Genomic DNA, 15,620 nt, shown 5'->3' with positions numbered 1-15,620 from the left:
AAAAGTGGAAGATTCTCATCATGTTTGACTTTTTATTCCTAAATGCGCGACTATATTTTTTAGTATTAAAAATAAGCTTTACAAGCGTTATAAAATCGTGGGAATATTGAAATCCAAATTTAAGTTTCGAGAGATAGTTTTCAATCATATACATCATCCTTTTTTACCGTTGTTACATAGTATTTCTTAGTTTAAAAAATATATTAATAAATACAAATTTCAAATAAAGCCCAAGAATAAAGGTATTATATCGTTTTCAAATATAGTAAAACGTAACCTTTATTATGCAATCTGGTTAATAGAACTATAATAAACTGTTTAATCTATCTTTTACAAATTCTACTTTAGTCTTTCCATGTGACTTTGGCAAACCATCTTCCCCAAGATTTACCATTACAATTTTATCTACCGTAATAATGGTTTGGTGGGTCATCTTGTTTCTTACATCACATTTTAAAGTGAGTGAAGTAGATCCAAATGAAGATACTTCTATCCCAATTTCTATGATATCGCCTTGTTGGGCTGAACTTACAAAATTGATCTCCGAAATAAATTTGGTCACCACTTTTTTATTTTCTAGCTGTATTACAGCATACAATGCGGCTTCTTCGTCTATCCATTGCAAAAGTCTACCGCCAAACAAAGATAGGTTTGGATTCAGATCTTCGGGTTTTACCCATTTTCTCGTGTGATAATTCATGATATTTGTATTTTATAATGACGTTCTAAAATTACATTATTTATTGATGGAAAATTTCTGAATAATGCAATGCTTATAAATAATCCTTGTTTAAGTAGTTGAATTGTTTTTCATTAATGGATTGTAGTACACAAGAAAAATAATAACAATTTCATTTGTAGAATTCAAAATGATAAAATGATAGTTTTCATTTTATCATCTATGATAAAAAAAGGGTTAATATATTAAAATTTTCCAATTTTACTTGGTCATAATATGTCTTTTTTTGAATATTTTAAACTCAAAAATTACGAATTTTGTGAATATATTTAAAGCACATAATATTCTTAATTTACCTTGTTTTCTAGGGTTTTACAGTGAATATAGGAGTGGATTGATTTTTTTTTTGCAAATAGTTGAAATAAATATAAAAATGCTTTGATTTATTTAATTTAATTGTATCTTGCAACCGTTTATATTTAGAATCAATGTCATGTTCATTATCATATTGTACTTCTACTATTAAACAGAATTTATACTAATTTAATTTTTTTTTAAAATGAACATTTTTGTTTCAAACATCAATTACGCAACAAAAGAATATGAGTTGCACGATTTATTCGCAGAATTTGGCGATGTATCATCTGCTAAAATTGTAACAGACAGAGAAACTGGTCGTTCTAGAGGTTTCGGTTTCGTAGAAATGGGAGACGAAGAAGGACAACAAGCTATTGAAGCACTTAACCAAAAAGAACTTAACGGAAAAATCCTTAACGTATCTGAGGCTAAGCCAAGAGAAGAAAAACCAAGAAGAAGTTTTGATAATAACAGAAGCGGAGGTGGAAGTTATGGTAACAACCGTTCTGGTGGGAACAACGGAGGTGGAAGTTATGGTAACAATAACAACCGTGGTGGTAACGGAGGCGGCGGAAGTCGTTGGTAAAAAATTGAAGCGGCTCATTGAGCCGCTTTTTCTATGCACATAAAAAGGAGATGAGAATTTAGTTTTTCTTCTTCTTTTTCTTTTTGTCACCAGTTTTGTCTTTTTCTTTACTCTCTTTAGATTTCTTTATCTTTTTAGGTGCAAGTATCTCTTCCACAATAGAATTTTGTTTGCTTACTTTGGCTTTGGTAGGTAGATCATCAATGCTGATATTGATAAATCCTTTTAGGTTTTCTTGAGTGATCAGTTTCTCATTTAATAAAAATTCCACCATTTCAATCCCAGAATGGTCAAAAAAGTTCCTAGATAATTCGTTTAGTAAAAATCTTTTATATTCTTCAATTGGTAGTACTACTGAGTATCTAAAAATACGTCCTTCTTTTTCTGTAGATAAATATCCTTTTTCAACCAAAATTTTCAAATACGTAGAAACTGTATTTTGATGGGGTTTTGGCTCAGCATGTTTTTCCATAACATCCTTAAGGTAAAAGGAATTCAGATCCCAAAAAAGCTTCATTAGATTTTCTTCTGCGGACGTAAGATGATTAATTTTCATAAGGTCTTATTATTATTGAAATTGTATATTGCAATAAAGATATAGAAAAGAAACCAAAAAAGCGATACCAGCGCCCATAAATACTTCTTTTACGGTGTGTCTTTTCAAAATAATTCTAGTAATACCAACCAAAAGAGCAATTCCCAGCCACGCTATACCATAATAGATATCGTTAGCAAAAAATAGTGCTGCCACCAAAACATTAAATGCAGTATGCATAGAGCTTTTTATATAAAGATTACTCCACTGTAGAGCAAATAATAAAGTCATAATAAATAGCATTACAAAATCCAGATATCCGTGGACATAATAATGATAAATACTGTAAATTATTATGCAAGCTGCAATAAATAGATATAAACTTTTTCTTTGTATGCGGTCGGATACATCCATATTGGTATATCTTCCGGTTTTTACATTCCAATATATCCAAATAATTATGGGTATAGCTGTGAAAATTAAAATAGGAACAAAATATGAAATTGCCTGATGAAATGAATAATTATTTACGCCAATAAATATAAAATAGATAAATAAAGAAACCAAGGGGTTGAAAAAGTTGGAAATAATACTAGATATATAATATAAAAATGAAGTCTTTTTTTCTACCATGTTTAAATTTATGATGTAAATATAATATTATAAATAAAAAAACAATTGCTATCCATACAATAAAAACAAGTTTTTTTTTATAATTTTGCTTCACTATTTCATCATAAATAAGCAAGAAGCTAGCACATGAAAGAATTTTCTAAAGAGATATACCTAAAGTGGTATGAAGATATGACAATGTGGAGAAGGTTTGAAGACAAATGCCGTTCTCTATATCTAAAGCAAAAAATCAGAGGATTTCTGCATTTGTACAATGGTCAGGAAGCGATCCCTGCTGGGTTTACACATGCAATGGATTTATCCAAAGATAGTATGATTACAGCTTATAGATGCCACATTCATCCAATGGCGATGGGGGTAGATCCTAAAAGAATCATGGCAGAACTTTGTGGTAAAGCTACTGGTACCTCTGGAGGTATGGGTGGATCTATGCACATTTTCAGTAAAGAACACCGTTTCTATGGAGGTCATGGTATTGTTGGTGGACAAATCCCATTGGGCGCAGGTATTGCATTCGCTGATAAATATTTCGACAGAAAAGCAGTAAACATTTGTTTCTTTGGTGATGGTGCCTCCAGACAAGGATCTCTTCATGAAACCTTTAATATGGCAATGAACTGGAAGCTTCCTGTAGTATTTGTTGTAGAAAACAACCAATATGCAATGGGAACTTCCGTTAAAAGAACTGCTAACCATGAAGATATCTATAAACTAGGATTAGGATACGAAATGCCTTGTCTTGCTGTAGACGCAATGGATCCTGAGAAAGTAGCTGAAGCTGCTTATGAAGCAATAGAGAGAGCTAGAAGAGGAGACGGACCAACGTTTATTGAAGCGAGAACTTATCGATTTAGAGGTCACTCTATGTCAGATGCTGAACCGTATAGATCTAAGGAAGAAGTTGCAATTCATAAAAAAGATGATCCAATAGAATTAGTAAAAGCGAGAATCTTAGAAAATAATTGGGCTACCGAAACAGAATTGGAAGCTTTGGATAACAAATCTAGAGATTTTGTAGAGGAATGCATAGACTTTATGGAAAATTCTCCTTATCCTACAGCTGAGAAAATCTATGAGTATGTTTATTCTCAAGAAGACTATCCATTCTTAGATAAATTTGAAAACTAAAAAGATAATGAGTCAATTTGAAATTTTGAAATTTTGAAATCGATTGGTTATAATATCTTTTTTATTTTTCAAATTACCAAATTACCAAATTAGCAAATTATAAAAAAATTATGGCAGAAGTAATTACAATGCCCCGACTTTCTGATACTATGACAGAAGGAAAAGTGGCGAAGTGGCATAAAAATGTAGGAGACCAAATAAAAGAAGGTGATATCTTAGCTGAAATCGAAACAGATAAAGCAGTACAAGACTTCGAATCTGAAATAGAAGGTACTTTATTATATATTGGTGTACAAGAAGGTTCTGCAGCAGCTGTAGACTCTACCTTAGCAATCATTGGTAAAGTAGGTGAGGACATCTCTGCTTTACAAGGTGGCAGTGCATCAGCTCCAGCTGAAAAAGCGATTCCTGAAGTGAAAACTGAGGTAAAAGTAGAAGCACCAGCATTATCATCAAGCGAAGCACCTGCTGGTGTAGAAATTATCACAATGCCTAGACTTTCTGATACCATGACGGAAGGAAAAGTAGCAAAATGGCATAAAAATGTGGGTGATGCTGTGAAAGAAGGAGATTTACTAGCAGAAATTGAAACAGATAAAGCAGTACAAGATTTCGAGTCTGAATTCAATGGTATTCTATTGAAGCAAGGTGTTGAAGAAGGTGGAGCTGCGCCTGTAGATTCAGTATTAGCGATGATAGGACCAGAAGGCACCGATGTTTCTAATGTGGGTACTAGCGCTCCAAAAGCAGCTAAAACTGAAGAAACAGCTGCGCCAAAATCAGAAGTAAAAGAAGAGAATAAAGTAGCTGAATCTACACAAGCTTCTTCTACAGATCGATTAGCAATTTCTCCTTTGGCTAAAAAAATGGCTGAGGAAAAAGGAGTGGATCTTAATGCAATTCAGGGTTCTGGAGAGAATGGTAGAATTGTAAAGAAAGATGTGGAAAACTTTACTCCTAAAGCTACTGAGGCAGCTCAAACTGCACCGACTTCTGTGGAGCCTGCTGCACAAGTTGCATTAAGCTTTGTACAAGGTGAAGATACAGAAACTCCAAATTCTCAGGTAAGAAATATTATCGCAAAACGTCTTTCTGAAAGCAAATTCTCTGCGCCACATTATTATTTGATGGTAGAGATCAATATGGATAAAGCCATTGCTGCAAGAAAAGAAATCAACGCATTGCCAGATACAAAAATTTCTTTCAATGATATGATTATTAAAGCTACCGCTATGGCATTAAGAAAACACCCACAAGTGAATTCTTCTTGGGCTGTTGACAAGGTAATTCATAGAGGAAATATCAACATTGGTGTTGCGGTGGCAATTCCAGATGGATTGGTAGTTCCAGTACTGAAAAATACAGACCAAATGACCTATACTCAAATTTCTTCTGGTGTTAAAGATATGGCTTCTAGAGCTAAATCTAAAGGTCTTAAGGCGAACGAGATGGAAGGTTCTACTTTCTCTATCTCAAACCTTGGTATGTTTGGTATCGAAACATTTACAAGTATTATCAACCAACCTAACGCTGCTATCTTGTCAGTGGGAGCAATTGTTGAAAAACCAATTGTAAAAGACGGTCAAATTGTTGTAGGTAATACGATGAAGTTATCATTAGCTTGCGATCACCGTGTGGTAGACGGTGCTACTGGTGCTCAGTTCCTACAAACTTTAAGATCTTATTTAGAAAGTCCATTAACATTGTTACTGTAATTTTTAAGTAAATTAATACTTCAACCTCTCAATTTTTTGAGAGGTTTTTTTTGTTTTAAATTTAATTTTGAGAAAAACATAATAATATGAGTAAAAATTCACATCTTTAAAAAATCAAAAAACAAAATTTAATGCAAAAATTATTATTAATGGCATTGGCAATTACTAGTGCTATGGTGTTTAGCCAGAATCAAAGATTTTCTTACGATTATACATTTATTAGTGATTCTTTAAGTAGAGAAAATTCTCAAACAGAATTGATGTATCTGGATATTTCAAAAAAAGGATCGAAATTTTACAGCAGAAATAAGGCAGTAGCAGATTCTATTATTGATGAAGGAAATAGAAAAAAAGAACCTGTAAATTTTAGTGTAATAAAGTTTGGCTTGGTCTCTTTTGTAATCGAAAAATCGTACTCAGATCAAAAAGTTGTGAGCTTTGATAGATTAGAAATGGATGAATTCAAGGTATCTGATGATAGAAATATCAATTGGAAAATTCTGCCAGAGAAAGAAAAAATAGGCGAATTGATGACTCAAAAAGCTACGACTAATTTTGCAGGACGACTTTGGACAGCATGGTTTACTACAGAAATCCCTCTACAAGATGGTCCGTATAAATTTCGTGGACTTCCTGGTCTTATTGTTAAAATTGAAGATAGGACAAAATCTCATAGTTTCGTTTTAAACGGAATTAAGAACTTGGGAAGTAAAGATTGGATCAGTATTTCGGAAAAGGATCGCTTTCATCCTTTGGTGAATTTACCTATCGATAAGTTTAATAAAATGGTCATTGAATATAGAAAGAATCCCACGAAGGGAATGAGGCAAAAAATAGTAAAAATGGTTGACGAAAAGGGGAATGAACTGGATATGAATGAAATGATGCGAAAAAGGGAAAAGGATGCTGAAAAGAACAATGCCAAAAACAATAATCTGCTAGAACTTGATATTTTGCGATTGAAAACTACATAGTTTGAAATCATCTAATACTATTTTTATTCTATTTTCGTTAAATGATATATTAAACACTTTTATGAAAAATATAATAATTTTGGCACTTTCATTACTTAGTTGTGCCGTTTATTCTCAAAACCAAAGATTTATTTATGAATACAAATTTGTAAGTGATTCTACTGCAAAAGATAAAACTGAATCTGAAACAATGTATCTAGATATTTCAAAAAAAGGTTCGAAGTATTACAGTCACAATAAAGTAGTAGCCGATTCACTCATTAAAGAGATGGACAAAAAAGGGACTCATGATTTTAAAAATATTACGTTTGGAAAGGTTGATCATATTGTAGAAAAGACTTATCCAGATTATAAAATTCAGTTTTTTGACAAAGTAGATATGGATAATTATAAAATTCTGGATGATAGAGTTTTAGATTGGAAAATTTCACCAGAAAAAGAAAAAATAGGAGCGTTCAATGCACAAAAAGCGACTACCAATTTTGCAGGCAGACAATGGGTTGCATGGTTCACCACCGAAATTCCATTTCAAGATGGTCCTTATAAGTTTCGTGGACTTCCTGGTTTAATTATTAAAATTGAAGATAAAAACAAGTCGCATTCTTTTGTTTTAGCTGAAGTTAAAAATTTGAAAGCAACTGAAATTTGGATGAGTGAAAACGAAAGAAAAATGGAATTCAATCGTTCTATAGTAACGGTTGATACAGAAAAATATAAGAAAATTTACATTGATCAAAGAAATAATCCGACAAAGGGTATGAAGCAACTGCTCGCCCAAGGTGGTAAAGTAAGATTTCTTGATGAAAATGGTAAAGAACTCGATGCTACTAAAATGATGAGAGATCAGGAAAGAGCAGCAAAAGAGAAAAATAAAAAAGATAATAATCTACTAGAGTTGGATCTTCTAAAATAAAAATCGCCCGAAACTACAGTTTCGGGCGATTGTATTTAATTACTTAAAAAAATTTAAGCCATTTTCTTAGAATCTTCAATAAATTGAGCTAATCCACTGTCCGTTAATGGGTGTTTTAGTAAGCTCAAGATTGGAGGAAGTGGAGAAGTAATAACGTCTGCACCAATTTTTGCACAGTCGATAATGTGCATAGAGTTACGTATAGAAGCTGCTAAAATTTCAGTATCAAACATATAGTTATCGAATACCAAACGAATATCTTGGATAAGAGCCAAGCTATCAGTAGAGATATCATCTAATCTTCCTAAGAAAGGAGACACATAAGTAGCACCAGCTTTAGCTGCTAATAATGCCTGACCTACAGAGAAGATAAGGGTACAGTTAGTTTTGATTCCTTTATCAGAAAAATATTTTAAAGCCTTGATTCCATCTTTAATCATTGGGATTTTTACCACAATGTTTGGGTGGATAGCAGCCAATTCGTCACCTTCTTTGATCATTTCTTCATATGTTGTAGAAAGAACTTCCGCAGAAATATCTCCATCTACAATTTCGCAGATCGCTTTATAATGATTAAGGATAGCTTCAGAACCTTTAATTCCTTCTTTTGCCATTAACGATGGGTTTGTAGTTACACCATCTAAAATTCCAAGGTCTTTCGCCTCTTTGATTTGCTCTAAATTTGCTGTGTCAATAAAAAATTTCATTTTCTTAAATAGATTTATTACTACAAATATAACGATTACTTCGTGATGACGAAACCTTATAAATAGTGAATTGTATAATTTTTATCATTATTAATATTTTCTTTCTACAAGAACAGTGATGAACAATTAAAAATGTAAATTTGTATAGTTTGAAAATGAAAAATTTTTCTACAAACAACATCAATTTTTAAAATCTAATATCTTATAAAGATGAACATTTTATTAGCATCAACGTCAACGCTTTATGGCGGAAAATTTTTAGAGTATCTAAAAGACGAATTAGTAAAATTATATCAAGGAATAGAAGAAATTGTTTTCATCCCATTTGCTAGACCCGATGGTATGACGCATGAGCAGTATACATTAATGGCAAAAAATGTTTTTGAAACCATCAATATCAAAGTAAAAGGATTACATGAATATGATGATAAGATAAAAGCCATTAATGAAGCAAAAGGCTTTTTTACTGGTGGTGGAAATACTTTTTTGTTGGTAAAAACTTTGCACGAAGAAAATTTAATGTCTGTGCTAAAGGAAAATGTAGAAAAAGGAAAACCTTATTTGGGTTGTAGTGCTGGGAGTAATATCGGAGGACCCAACATGAAGACCACCAATGATATGCCCATTGTGTATCCACCAAGTTTCGATTGTTTAGGACTTGTGCCATTCAATATCAATCCGCATTATTTGGATCCAAATCCAGAGCTTAAACACAATGGTGAAACTAGAGAAACAAGAATTATAGAATTTTTGTCTCAAAATAGAACCAAAGTTGTTGGATTGAGAGAAGGCAACTGGATTAGAAAAATAGGCGACAATACAACTGTTGAGGGGACACGACAAACAAGAATTTTTGAAAACGATAAAGCACCTTATGAAATTGAAGTAGGAACATCATTGTAATTTACGCTTTACTTATGAAAAAATCTTTAATAATTCTTTTTTCTACCCAAATCGTCTTTGCTCAAAGTATCAGCCAAAAATTAGAAACGGGAACTAAGGCATTGATGAATTCTGACGCGGCAATATCGTCTAGTCTATCCTTCTACGTCGCAGATGAATCTGGACAAGTGATTTACGATTACCAAGGAAATAAAGGACTTTCAACTGCTTCTACGCAAAAAATTTTCACAGCTGCAGCCGTATTAGGAACGCTAGGGAAAGATTATACCTATCAGACTAATGGAAGTTATACGGGTACAATAGCAAATGGTACTATCTCTGGTGATTTATACATAAAATCTAATGGTGATCCTTCATTGGGAAGTTGGCGTTATGAGGGTTTTAAACCTGAAAATTTTCAGAAACAATTTTTAGAAGCTGTGAAAAAATTGGGCGTCAAAAAGGTTGTTGGAAATCTAATTATTGATGATTCTTATTACGACCATCAAACGATTCCTGGTGGTTGGCCATGGGATGATCTCGGTAATTATTATGGCGCAGGCGTATGGGGTGTCAATTGGCGAGAAAATCAGTTTGATGTAAATATCTACGGCAAAGACATTAAAAGCTTTTCCTATCCTTTGGCCAATATCTCATGGTTAAACGATCTGAAGGCAGCAGGAAGTTCAGATCAAAGCTTGATATTTACTGCGCCTCATTCTAATGTTGCACTCATTAACGGAAGCTTGCCAGCAGGAAAGTTATCTACAGTTTCTGGTTCTGTATCCAATCCACCATTACAATTGGGTTTGGAAGTTGAAAAATGGCTAAAAAGTGAGGGGATAGAAATTGGTGGTAGATTAGTTTCCAGTTCTATGCTAGAAATTGAAGGAAAACCACTTTCTGATTTTCCAGATAATACTATATTTTTTAGTTATAAATCTCCGACCTTAGATAAAATGGTCTATTGGTTTTTGAGGAAAAGCATCAATATGTATGGAGAAAGTTTTATTAAAACTTTAGCAAAAGAGAAAACAGGAAATCCTAGTTTCAAAAATGGGGTAGAATACCTTAAAAAATATTGGATATCCAAAGGAATCAATAGTAATATGATCAATTTCGCAGACGGTAGCGGATTGTCTCCGCAAAATTATGTATCAGCAAAGGCTGAAGTTCAAGCATTGTTATTTGCTAAAAAGCAATCCTGGTTCACCACCTTTTATGATGGTTTTCCTACGCAAGATAATGGGATGAAGATGAAAAGCGGGACGATGAGAGATACCAAATCTTATGCGGGTTACCACACTTCTAAAGAGGGTAAGAAATATGTATATTCTATTATTATCAATAATTATAAAGGCAGTGGAGGCGCAGAATTGCAGAAGATTTTAACTTTATTAAAATAGAAATTTGAAAAAACGTTCGATATTTACAAGATTTAATAATTGGTTTATATTTTCATTGATGACCCTCGTGGTCGTTACCATCGTTATTGCTTCCACTATGGTGATCAATTATCTATTAAAGGAGGAAATAAAACGAGTAAATATTTTGGTCAATGCAATTAAATTTCAACAAGAAGAAGTTACGCCAAGTTTAGAAGTTCAAGAATTATTATTAAGTATTTATAGTTCTAATAATACCATTCCTGTTATTATTTTAGACGAAAAGGATCATCTTATCGTTTATAAAAATTTACCTGCAGAAATAGGAGACGATGCCGAAAAAATAGTTGTGCTGGCAAAAAAAATGGCAAATAATCATCCACCAATTGAAATTAAATTTTCCAATGGAAATAATCAGTTTGTGTATTATGATAATTCGGTAATTCTGAATAACCTCCGATACTCTCCATTTTTATTAGGATTCATTGTTTTGTGTTACTTTCTATTCTCATTTTGGTTTCTGAGAACTGTCAAAAAAACAGATGAAGGATATCTCTGGGCTGGTTTGGCAAAAGAAACGGCACATCAAATAGGAACTCCATTATCCTCTATGATTGGTTGGATTGAAATCATGAAATTAGAAAACCCAGATTCTGATGGAATTGCAGAAATGGAGAAAGATATAGAACGTTTGAAAACCATCTCCGAGAGATTTTCGAAAATAGGTTCTGTTCCTGAATTGAATGACATGAATTTTAACCAAACTATTTCAGACAATTATAATTATCTAAAAACTCGGATTTCTACCAAGGTTCAGTTTACCTTACTATTACCATCTCATCTTATCCTCCTACCACACAATAAAATACTCCTAAGCTGGGTCATTGAAAATCTTGTAAAAAATGCAGTTGATGCGATGAAAGGAGCTGGAACACTTCAAATGTCTGTTTTAGAAAAAACAAAAACAATCTTGATAGAAGTAAAGGATTCTGGTAGTGGCATGACGAAATATCAAGCACAAAATGCCTTCAAACCAGGATATTCCACCAAAAAACGAGGCTGGGGATTGGGTTTATCCTTAGCACAAAGAGTCATACAAGAATATCATAAGGGTGACATTAGAATTTCGCAAACAGAAATAGGAAAGGGAACAACCTTCAGAATTATTATTAAAAAGAAAGAAACAGATTCTCATTAAATAAAATATTGAGAGAAATAGGAAATATTACAAGCAAATTTGTATTTTTGAAGTCATGATTAGAGCTAAAAATATCCATAAATCATATGGAGACGTAAAGGTATTAAAAGGGGTAGACTTGCATATACAAACTGGCGAAGTAGTATCTATCGTAGGAGAATCTGGTGCGGGAAAATCTACGCTTTTACAAATTTTGGGTACGCTAGATACACCAAGTAATATAAAAGATTATCATACCGAAATTACATTGGCAGGCGAGTCTTTCATCAATATGAATGACAAGCAAATCTCAAAATTTAGAAATCAAAATATTGGTTTTGTATTTCAGTTTCATCAATTGTTGCCAGAATTTACTGCGTTAGAAAACGTGCTTATTCCAACCAAAATTGCAGGTTCTAATGAAAGAGAAGCGATAGAAAAAGCACATAGTCTTTTCGAGGATTTGAAGATTGCACATCGTTTGTATCATAAGCCCAACCAGCTTTCTGGTGGTGAGGCACAAAGGGTAGCTGTGGCTAGAGCATTGATCAATTCTCCAAAGATTATCTACGCTGATGAACCTACTGGGAACTTGGATTCTAAAAATGCTGATGATCTTCACCGTTTGTTTTTTGATCTTAGAGATAAGTATAATCAAACCTTCGTCATTGTAACTCACAACCCTAATTTGGCTGAAATTACGGATAGAAAACTAGTGATGAAAGACGGAATGATTATAGAATAATTGAGGTCATTATGAAAGGTTTCCTTCTGATTTTTGTTTTATTTTTAAATTTTTTGAGTTGTCATTCTCCAAAAGATTCTAAGGAATTGCCAGCTCAGAAAATAGTTGAACTAAAAGAATTTATTAAAAATAAAGAGTACAATCAAGATATTGCCGTTTTTATTAATTTTAAAACTCATTCTGGGAAATATCGATATTTTGTTTATGATTTGAAAAATGATAAGATTCTTCAAAAATCTATAGTTTCTCATGGGTCTGGTTCTGTAATGGACAGCTCCAATAATCTACAATTCTCCAACACAGAGGGTTCTTACCAATCTTCCTTAGGAAAATATGTAATTAGAGAAAAATATATAGGTAAATTTGGCAAGTCTTATAGACTGGACGGATTAGATGAATTAAATAACAATGCAAGAGAAAGAGCCATTGTCATACATGCTTTAGATTGTGTACCAGATGTAGAATCTAGCCAATTGACATGTTTGAGTTTGGGATGTCCTATGCTATCGCCTAAAGCATTAGAAGCAACATCAAAATATATTGATAGATCCGCAAAACCAATCATTTTATATGCTTTCTATTAATTGTAAATAAAAAAAGCCATGCCATGTCCATAAAATTTTTAGCTGACGACGATCGTCCACGAGAAAAATTTTTACTGAAGGGTAAAGGTTCACTTTCGGACTCAGAATTATTGGCCATTATTATGGCGAGTGGAAGTAAAGATGAAACAGCTGTAGAATTGGCGAGGAGAATACTATCCTCAGTAGATCATAGTTGGCATCAGCTGAGTCTTCTCACTACGAAAGAACTCACAAAATTTAAAGGAGTTGGCGAAGTAAAAGCAATTACCATAGCAGCAGCTTTAGAAATTGGAAAAAGAAGAGCTACACAAGAAATACCAGATAAACCAAAAATAGCAGGCAGCAAAGATGCCTATCAAATCTTAAAACTTCATCTCGAAGACTTGCGAACGGAAGAATTTTGGGCGTTGTTTCTCAATCAAAGCAACAAAGTGATTCATATAGAACAGCTTACACAAGGAGGCATCAATCAATCTATTGTGGACATTAGGATTTTGTTTAAGGCCGCATTAGATCATTTTTCTACGGGCATTATTATTTCTCACAATCATCCCTCTGGTAATCTGAAACCTAGCCAAGAGGACATTTCTGTTACCAAAAAAATAAGAGAAGCAGGTACACTTCTTAATATTCAATTGTTGGATCATCTTATAATTACCCAAAATTCTTATTTAAGTTTTGCAGACGAAGGTTTACTATGATAAAGAGCGTAAAATACAAAGACATTGATTTTATAAAATATACAAACTGTTTAGAAAATTCTCAGCAAAGAAAATATTCAGCTACGAAAGAATTTTTAGATATTACAACTCAGAAAAATTGGGAGATCCTCATTTATAATGATTATGAAGCCGTAATGCCCATACCGTATATAAAAAAAATGGGATTCAAAATCGTTCATAATCCAATGCTTTGCCAGCAATTAGGTGTCTTCTCTAGCAATGATTCAATAATAATTAACGATTCTTTTTTTTCATTTTTAGAAGAAAATTATTTAGTTCGTGTATATAATTTTAATGACGAAAATAGTTTAAGCACAGACTTAAAAAAGCGAAAGAATTTTATTATTTATCCTGAAAGCTATGATATAGTATATTCAAAATATTCTCCAAAAAGGAAGAGGAAATTGCGTTTGGATCCTGAAGTAAAAGCGAGAACCAATACCAAGATCATATCGTTTGAGGAAGCAAAGCCTTTTATGAAAGAAAATCTCTTGGGCGCTAATAAAGAGAGGGATGTAGATCTTTTCCTTGATAGATTCGAAATGATGGATCGTCAAGGATTAATTGTTTGTACAGCATTTTATTATACAGGAAAACTCGTTAATCTTATCGCAACCTATGAGGATCAAAAGACAATTGCACTTCTTGGAACATTTAATAATAAGGAGTATGTAAAATTATCCGGCGCCTCTATACTCATCGATCAAACGATAAGAAATTCTATTGCCTCAAAAATTTTTGATTTCGAAGGAAGTGAACTTCCTAACGTAGAGGAGTTTTTCCGAGGATTCCGCCCAGAGTTAAAACCCTACATTGCTTACGATGTCCCAATAAAGGCTTTGATAAAAAAAGTACTCAACATTAAGTTTATTATGAAATATATAGCAAAATTGTAGAGTAGTATACCCACTAATTCTAAATGATTTCTTATTTTTATAAAGATTATAATATCAATTTCAAATCCATGTTTAAAGCCGTCAGAACCTATAAATTACCGTATGTTGTCTATAATTTTTTCAATAAAAAAAAATTAAAACACAATATTCCCATTTATAGAAAATTGGGTTTAAAAAAGCATTATTTTTCTAGCATTTCTAGTAAGGATTTTCAAAATTTACCGAATAATGAGAGAGTAGTCTACAATGAAAAATTATCAGCTACTTCTTTTTTCAAAAATTTGGATACCGAAAATCAGCAAAGTGCATTAGATTTTAAAGAAAATGGGTTTTTGGTCTTAAATAATTTTATCTCTCCAGAAATTGCCGATCAAATCAATGATGAGATTGATGGATTGGTAGCTAATGGAACGCTCAAATTTAGATACGGTGGAAAATTGATGTTCGCAATTCATCATTCAGAAATTGTTAGAAATTTGGGTGATAACAAAGATTTAATAGAGTTTTTATCCGTCTTGATGGATGGACAAGCAAAATTGTTTCAAAGCATCAATTTTATCAATGGAAGTCAGCAAAAAACACATTCTGACAGCATACATATGACCACGTATCCCTTAGGTGGACTTTTAGGCGTATGGATTGCCCTTGAAGATGTAGACGAAAATAATGGTGCGCTTCACTATATTCCTGGCAGTCAGAAGTTACCATATTTTCTCAATTCTGATTATGATAACCAAGGGAATGCTTTGAAAATTGGTAAAAAAAGCTATGCAGCCTATGAGGAATTTTTAGAACAGAAGGTAAAAGATTTAGGCTTAAAAAAAGAAATATTCCGTGCTAAAAAAGGAGATTTACTAATCTGGCATGCAAATATTTTGCATGGAGGCGAACCGCATCTAGACCAATCTAGAACCCGCAAAAGCCTTGTCTATCATTATTTTGATGAAAACAGTGTTTGCTATCATGAAGTAACCCAAAGACCAGCTTTATTCGAGTTTTAAA

Annotated in this window: 17 protein-coding genes; 13 read left to right on the top strand and 4 right to left on the bottom strand. The window is 32.8% G+C overall.

The annotated features are described in order from the left end of the window. Positions 1-304: 304 nt before the first annotated feature. Entirely contained in the window at positions 305-700 is a 396-nt protein-coding gene (locus ACKI42_RS09370) for an acyl-CoA thioesterase (RefSeq protein ID WP_407404738.1), read from the bottom strand. Positions 701-1,238: 538 nt separating this feature from the next. Here ACKI42_RS09370 and ACKI42_RS09365 point away from each other — a divergent pair. Next, the gene (locus ACKI42_RS09365) at positions 1,239-1,622 is read left to right on the top strand and encodes an RNA recognition motif domain-containing protein (RefSeq protein ID WP_407404736.1); all 384 of its coding nucleotides are present in this window, start codon (positions 1,239-1,241) and stop codon (positions 1,620-1,622) included. Positions 1,623-1,680: 58 nt separating this feature from the next. On the opposite strand, the gene ACKI42_RS09360 is transcribed toward ACKI42_RS09365, so the two are convergent. Both ACKI42_RS09360 and ACKI42_RS09355 read right to left on the bottom strand, forming a co-directional pair. After that, complete coding sequence (locus ACKI42_RS09360; RefSeq protein WP_407404734.1) at positions 1,681-2,178, bottom strand: BlaI/MecI/CopY family transcriptional regulator; 498 nt, start codon at positions 2,176-2,178, stop codon at positions 1,681-1,683. 12 nt (positions 2,179-2,190) lie between these two features. Continuing rightward, positions 2,191-2,448 carry a phosphatase PAP2 family protein gene (locus ACKI42_RS09355; protein WP_407404733.1) on the bottom strand — a complete coding sequence of 86 codons (258 nt, stop codon included), beginning with the start codon at positions 2,446-2,448 and terminating at the stop codon, positions 2,191-2,193. A gap of 468 nt (positions 2,449-2,916) precedes the next feature. Here ACKI42_RS09355 and pdhA point away from each other — a divergent pair, with 468 nt between their 5' ends. The 4 genes from pdhA (at position 2,917) to ACKI42_RS09335 (ending at position 7,520) form a co-directional block, all read left to right on the top strand. Next, positions 2,917-3,918 carry a pyruvate dehydrogenase (acetyl-transferring) E1 component subunit alpha gene (pdhA, locus tag ACKI42_RS09350; protein WP_407404731.1) on the top strand — a complete coding sequence of 334 codons (1,002 nt, stop codon included), beginning with the start codon at positions 2,917-2,919 and terminating at the stop codon, positions 3,916-3,918. 110 nt (positions 3,919-4,028) lie between these two features. After that, positions 4,029-5,633, top strand: a complete 1,605-nt coding sequence (locus ACKI42_RS09345) for a 2-oxo acid dehydrogenase subunit E2 (RefSeq protein WP_407404729.1) — start codon at positions 4,029-4,031, stop codon at positions 5,631-5,633. A 131-nt stretch (positions 5,634-5,764) separates the two neighbouring features. Then, a complete protein-coding gene (locus ACKI42_RS09340; RefSeq protein WP_407404727.1) occupies positions 5,765-6,607 on the top strand; it encodes a GLPGLI family protein in 843 nt (280 codons plus the stop codon). Between the two features lie 61 nt (positions 6,608-6,668). Next, positions 6,669-7,520 (top strand): GLPGLI family protein, encoded by an 852-nt coding sequence (locus ACKI42_RS09335; RefSeq protein WP_407404725.1) that lies wholly within the window; start codon positions 6,669-6,671, stop codon positions 7,518-7,520. 53 nt (positions 7,521-7,573) lie between these two features. Here the strand turns inward: ACKI42_RS09335 and fsa are convergent, their stop codons facing one another. Continuing rightward, positions 7,574-8,227 (bottom strand): fructose-6-phosphate aldolase, encoded by a 654-nt coding sequence (gene fsa, locus ACKI42_RS09330; protein WP_407404723.1) that lies wholly within the window; start codon positions 8,225-8,227, stop codon positions 7,574-7,576. A gap of 210 nt (positions 8,228-8,437) precedes the next feature. Here fsa and pepE point away from each other — a divergent pair, with 210 nt between their 5' ends. From pepE to ACKI42_RS09290, 8 genes are all read left to right on the top strand, one after another. After that, positions 8,438-9,130, top strand: a complete 693-nt coding sequence (gene pepE / locus ACKI42_RS09325; RefSeq protein WP_407404721.1) for a dipeptidase PepE — start codon at positions 8,438-8,440, stop codon at positions 9,128-9,130. Between the two features lie 14 nt (positions 9,131-9,144). Then, positions 9,145-10,515: a D-alanyl-D-alanine carboxypeptidase/D-alanyl-D-alanine-endopeptidase gene (gene dacB, locus ACKI42_RS09320; RefSeq protein WP_407404719.1), complete on the top strand. Its 1,371-nt coding sequence runs from the start codon at positions 9,145-9,147 to the stop codon at positions 10,513-10,515. A gap of 4 nt (positions 10,516-10,519) precedes the next feature. Then, a complete protein-coding gene (locus ACKI42_RS09315; RefSeq protein WP_407404717.1) occupies positions 10,520-11,692 on the top strand; it encodes a sensor histidine kinase in 1,173 nt (390 codons plus the stop codon). 55 nt (positions 11,693-11,747) lie between these two features. Continuing rightward, the gene (locus ACKI42_RS09310) at positions 11,748-12,416 is read left to right on the top strand and encodes an ABC transporter ATP-binding protein (protein ID WP_407404715.1); all 669 of its coding nucleotides are present in this window, start codon (positions 11,748-11,750) and stop codon (positions 12,414-12,416) included. An 11-nt stretch (positions 12,417-12,427) separates the two neighbouring features. Beyond that, positions 12,428-13,000 carry a murein L,D-transpeptidase catalytic domain-containing protein gene (locus ACKI42_RS09305; protein ID WP_407404713.1) on the top strand — a complete coding sequence of 191 codons (573 nt, stop codon included), beginning with the start codon at positions 12,428-12,430 and terminating at the stop codon, positions 12,998-13,000. A 23-nt stretch (positions 13,001-13,023) separates the two neighbouring features. Continuing rightward, positions 13,024-13,701, top strand: coding sequence for a DNA repair protein RadC (gene radC, locus ACKI42_RS09300; protein WP_407404711.1), 678 nt, complete (start codon positions 13,024-13,026; stop codon positions 13,699-13,701). After that, entirely contained in the window at positions 13,698-14,618 is a 921-nt protein-coding gene (locus tag ACKI42_RS09295) for a hypothetical protein (protein WP_407404709.1), read from the top strand. Before radC ends, ACKI42_RS09295 begins: the two co-directional genes overlap by 4 nt. 68 nt (positions 14,619-14,686) lie before the next feature. Beyond that, positions 14,687-15,619, top strand: a complete 933-nt coding sequence (locus tag ACKI42_RS09290) for a phytanoyl-CoA dioxygenase family protein (protein WP_407404707.1) — start codon at positions 14,687-14,689, stop codon at positions 15,617-15,619. Position 15,620: the final 1 nt, after the last annotated feature.

The organism is Chryseobacterium sp., assembly GCF_045629545.1.
In the GTDB taxonomy this organism is placed as follows: Bacteria; Bacteroidota; Bacteroidia; order Flavobacteriales; family Weeksellaceae; genus Chryseobacterium.
Note: the sequence above shows the minus strand (reverse complement) of the source record. Positions and strands in the feature narration are given on the sequence as shown.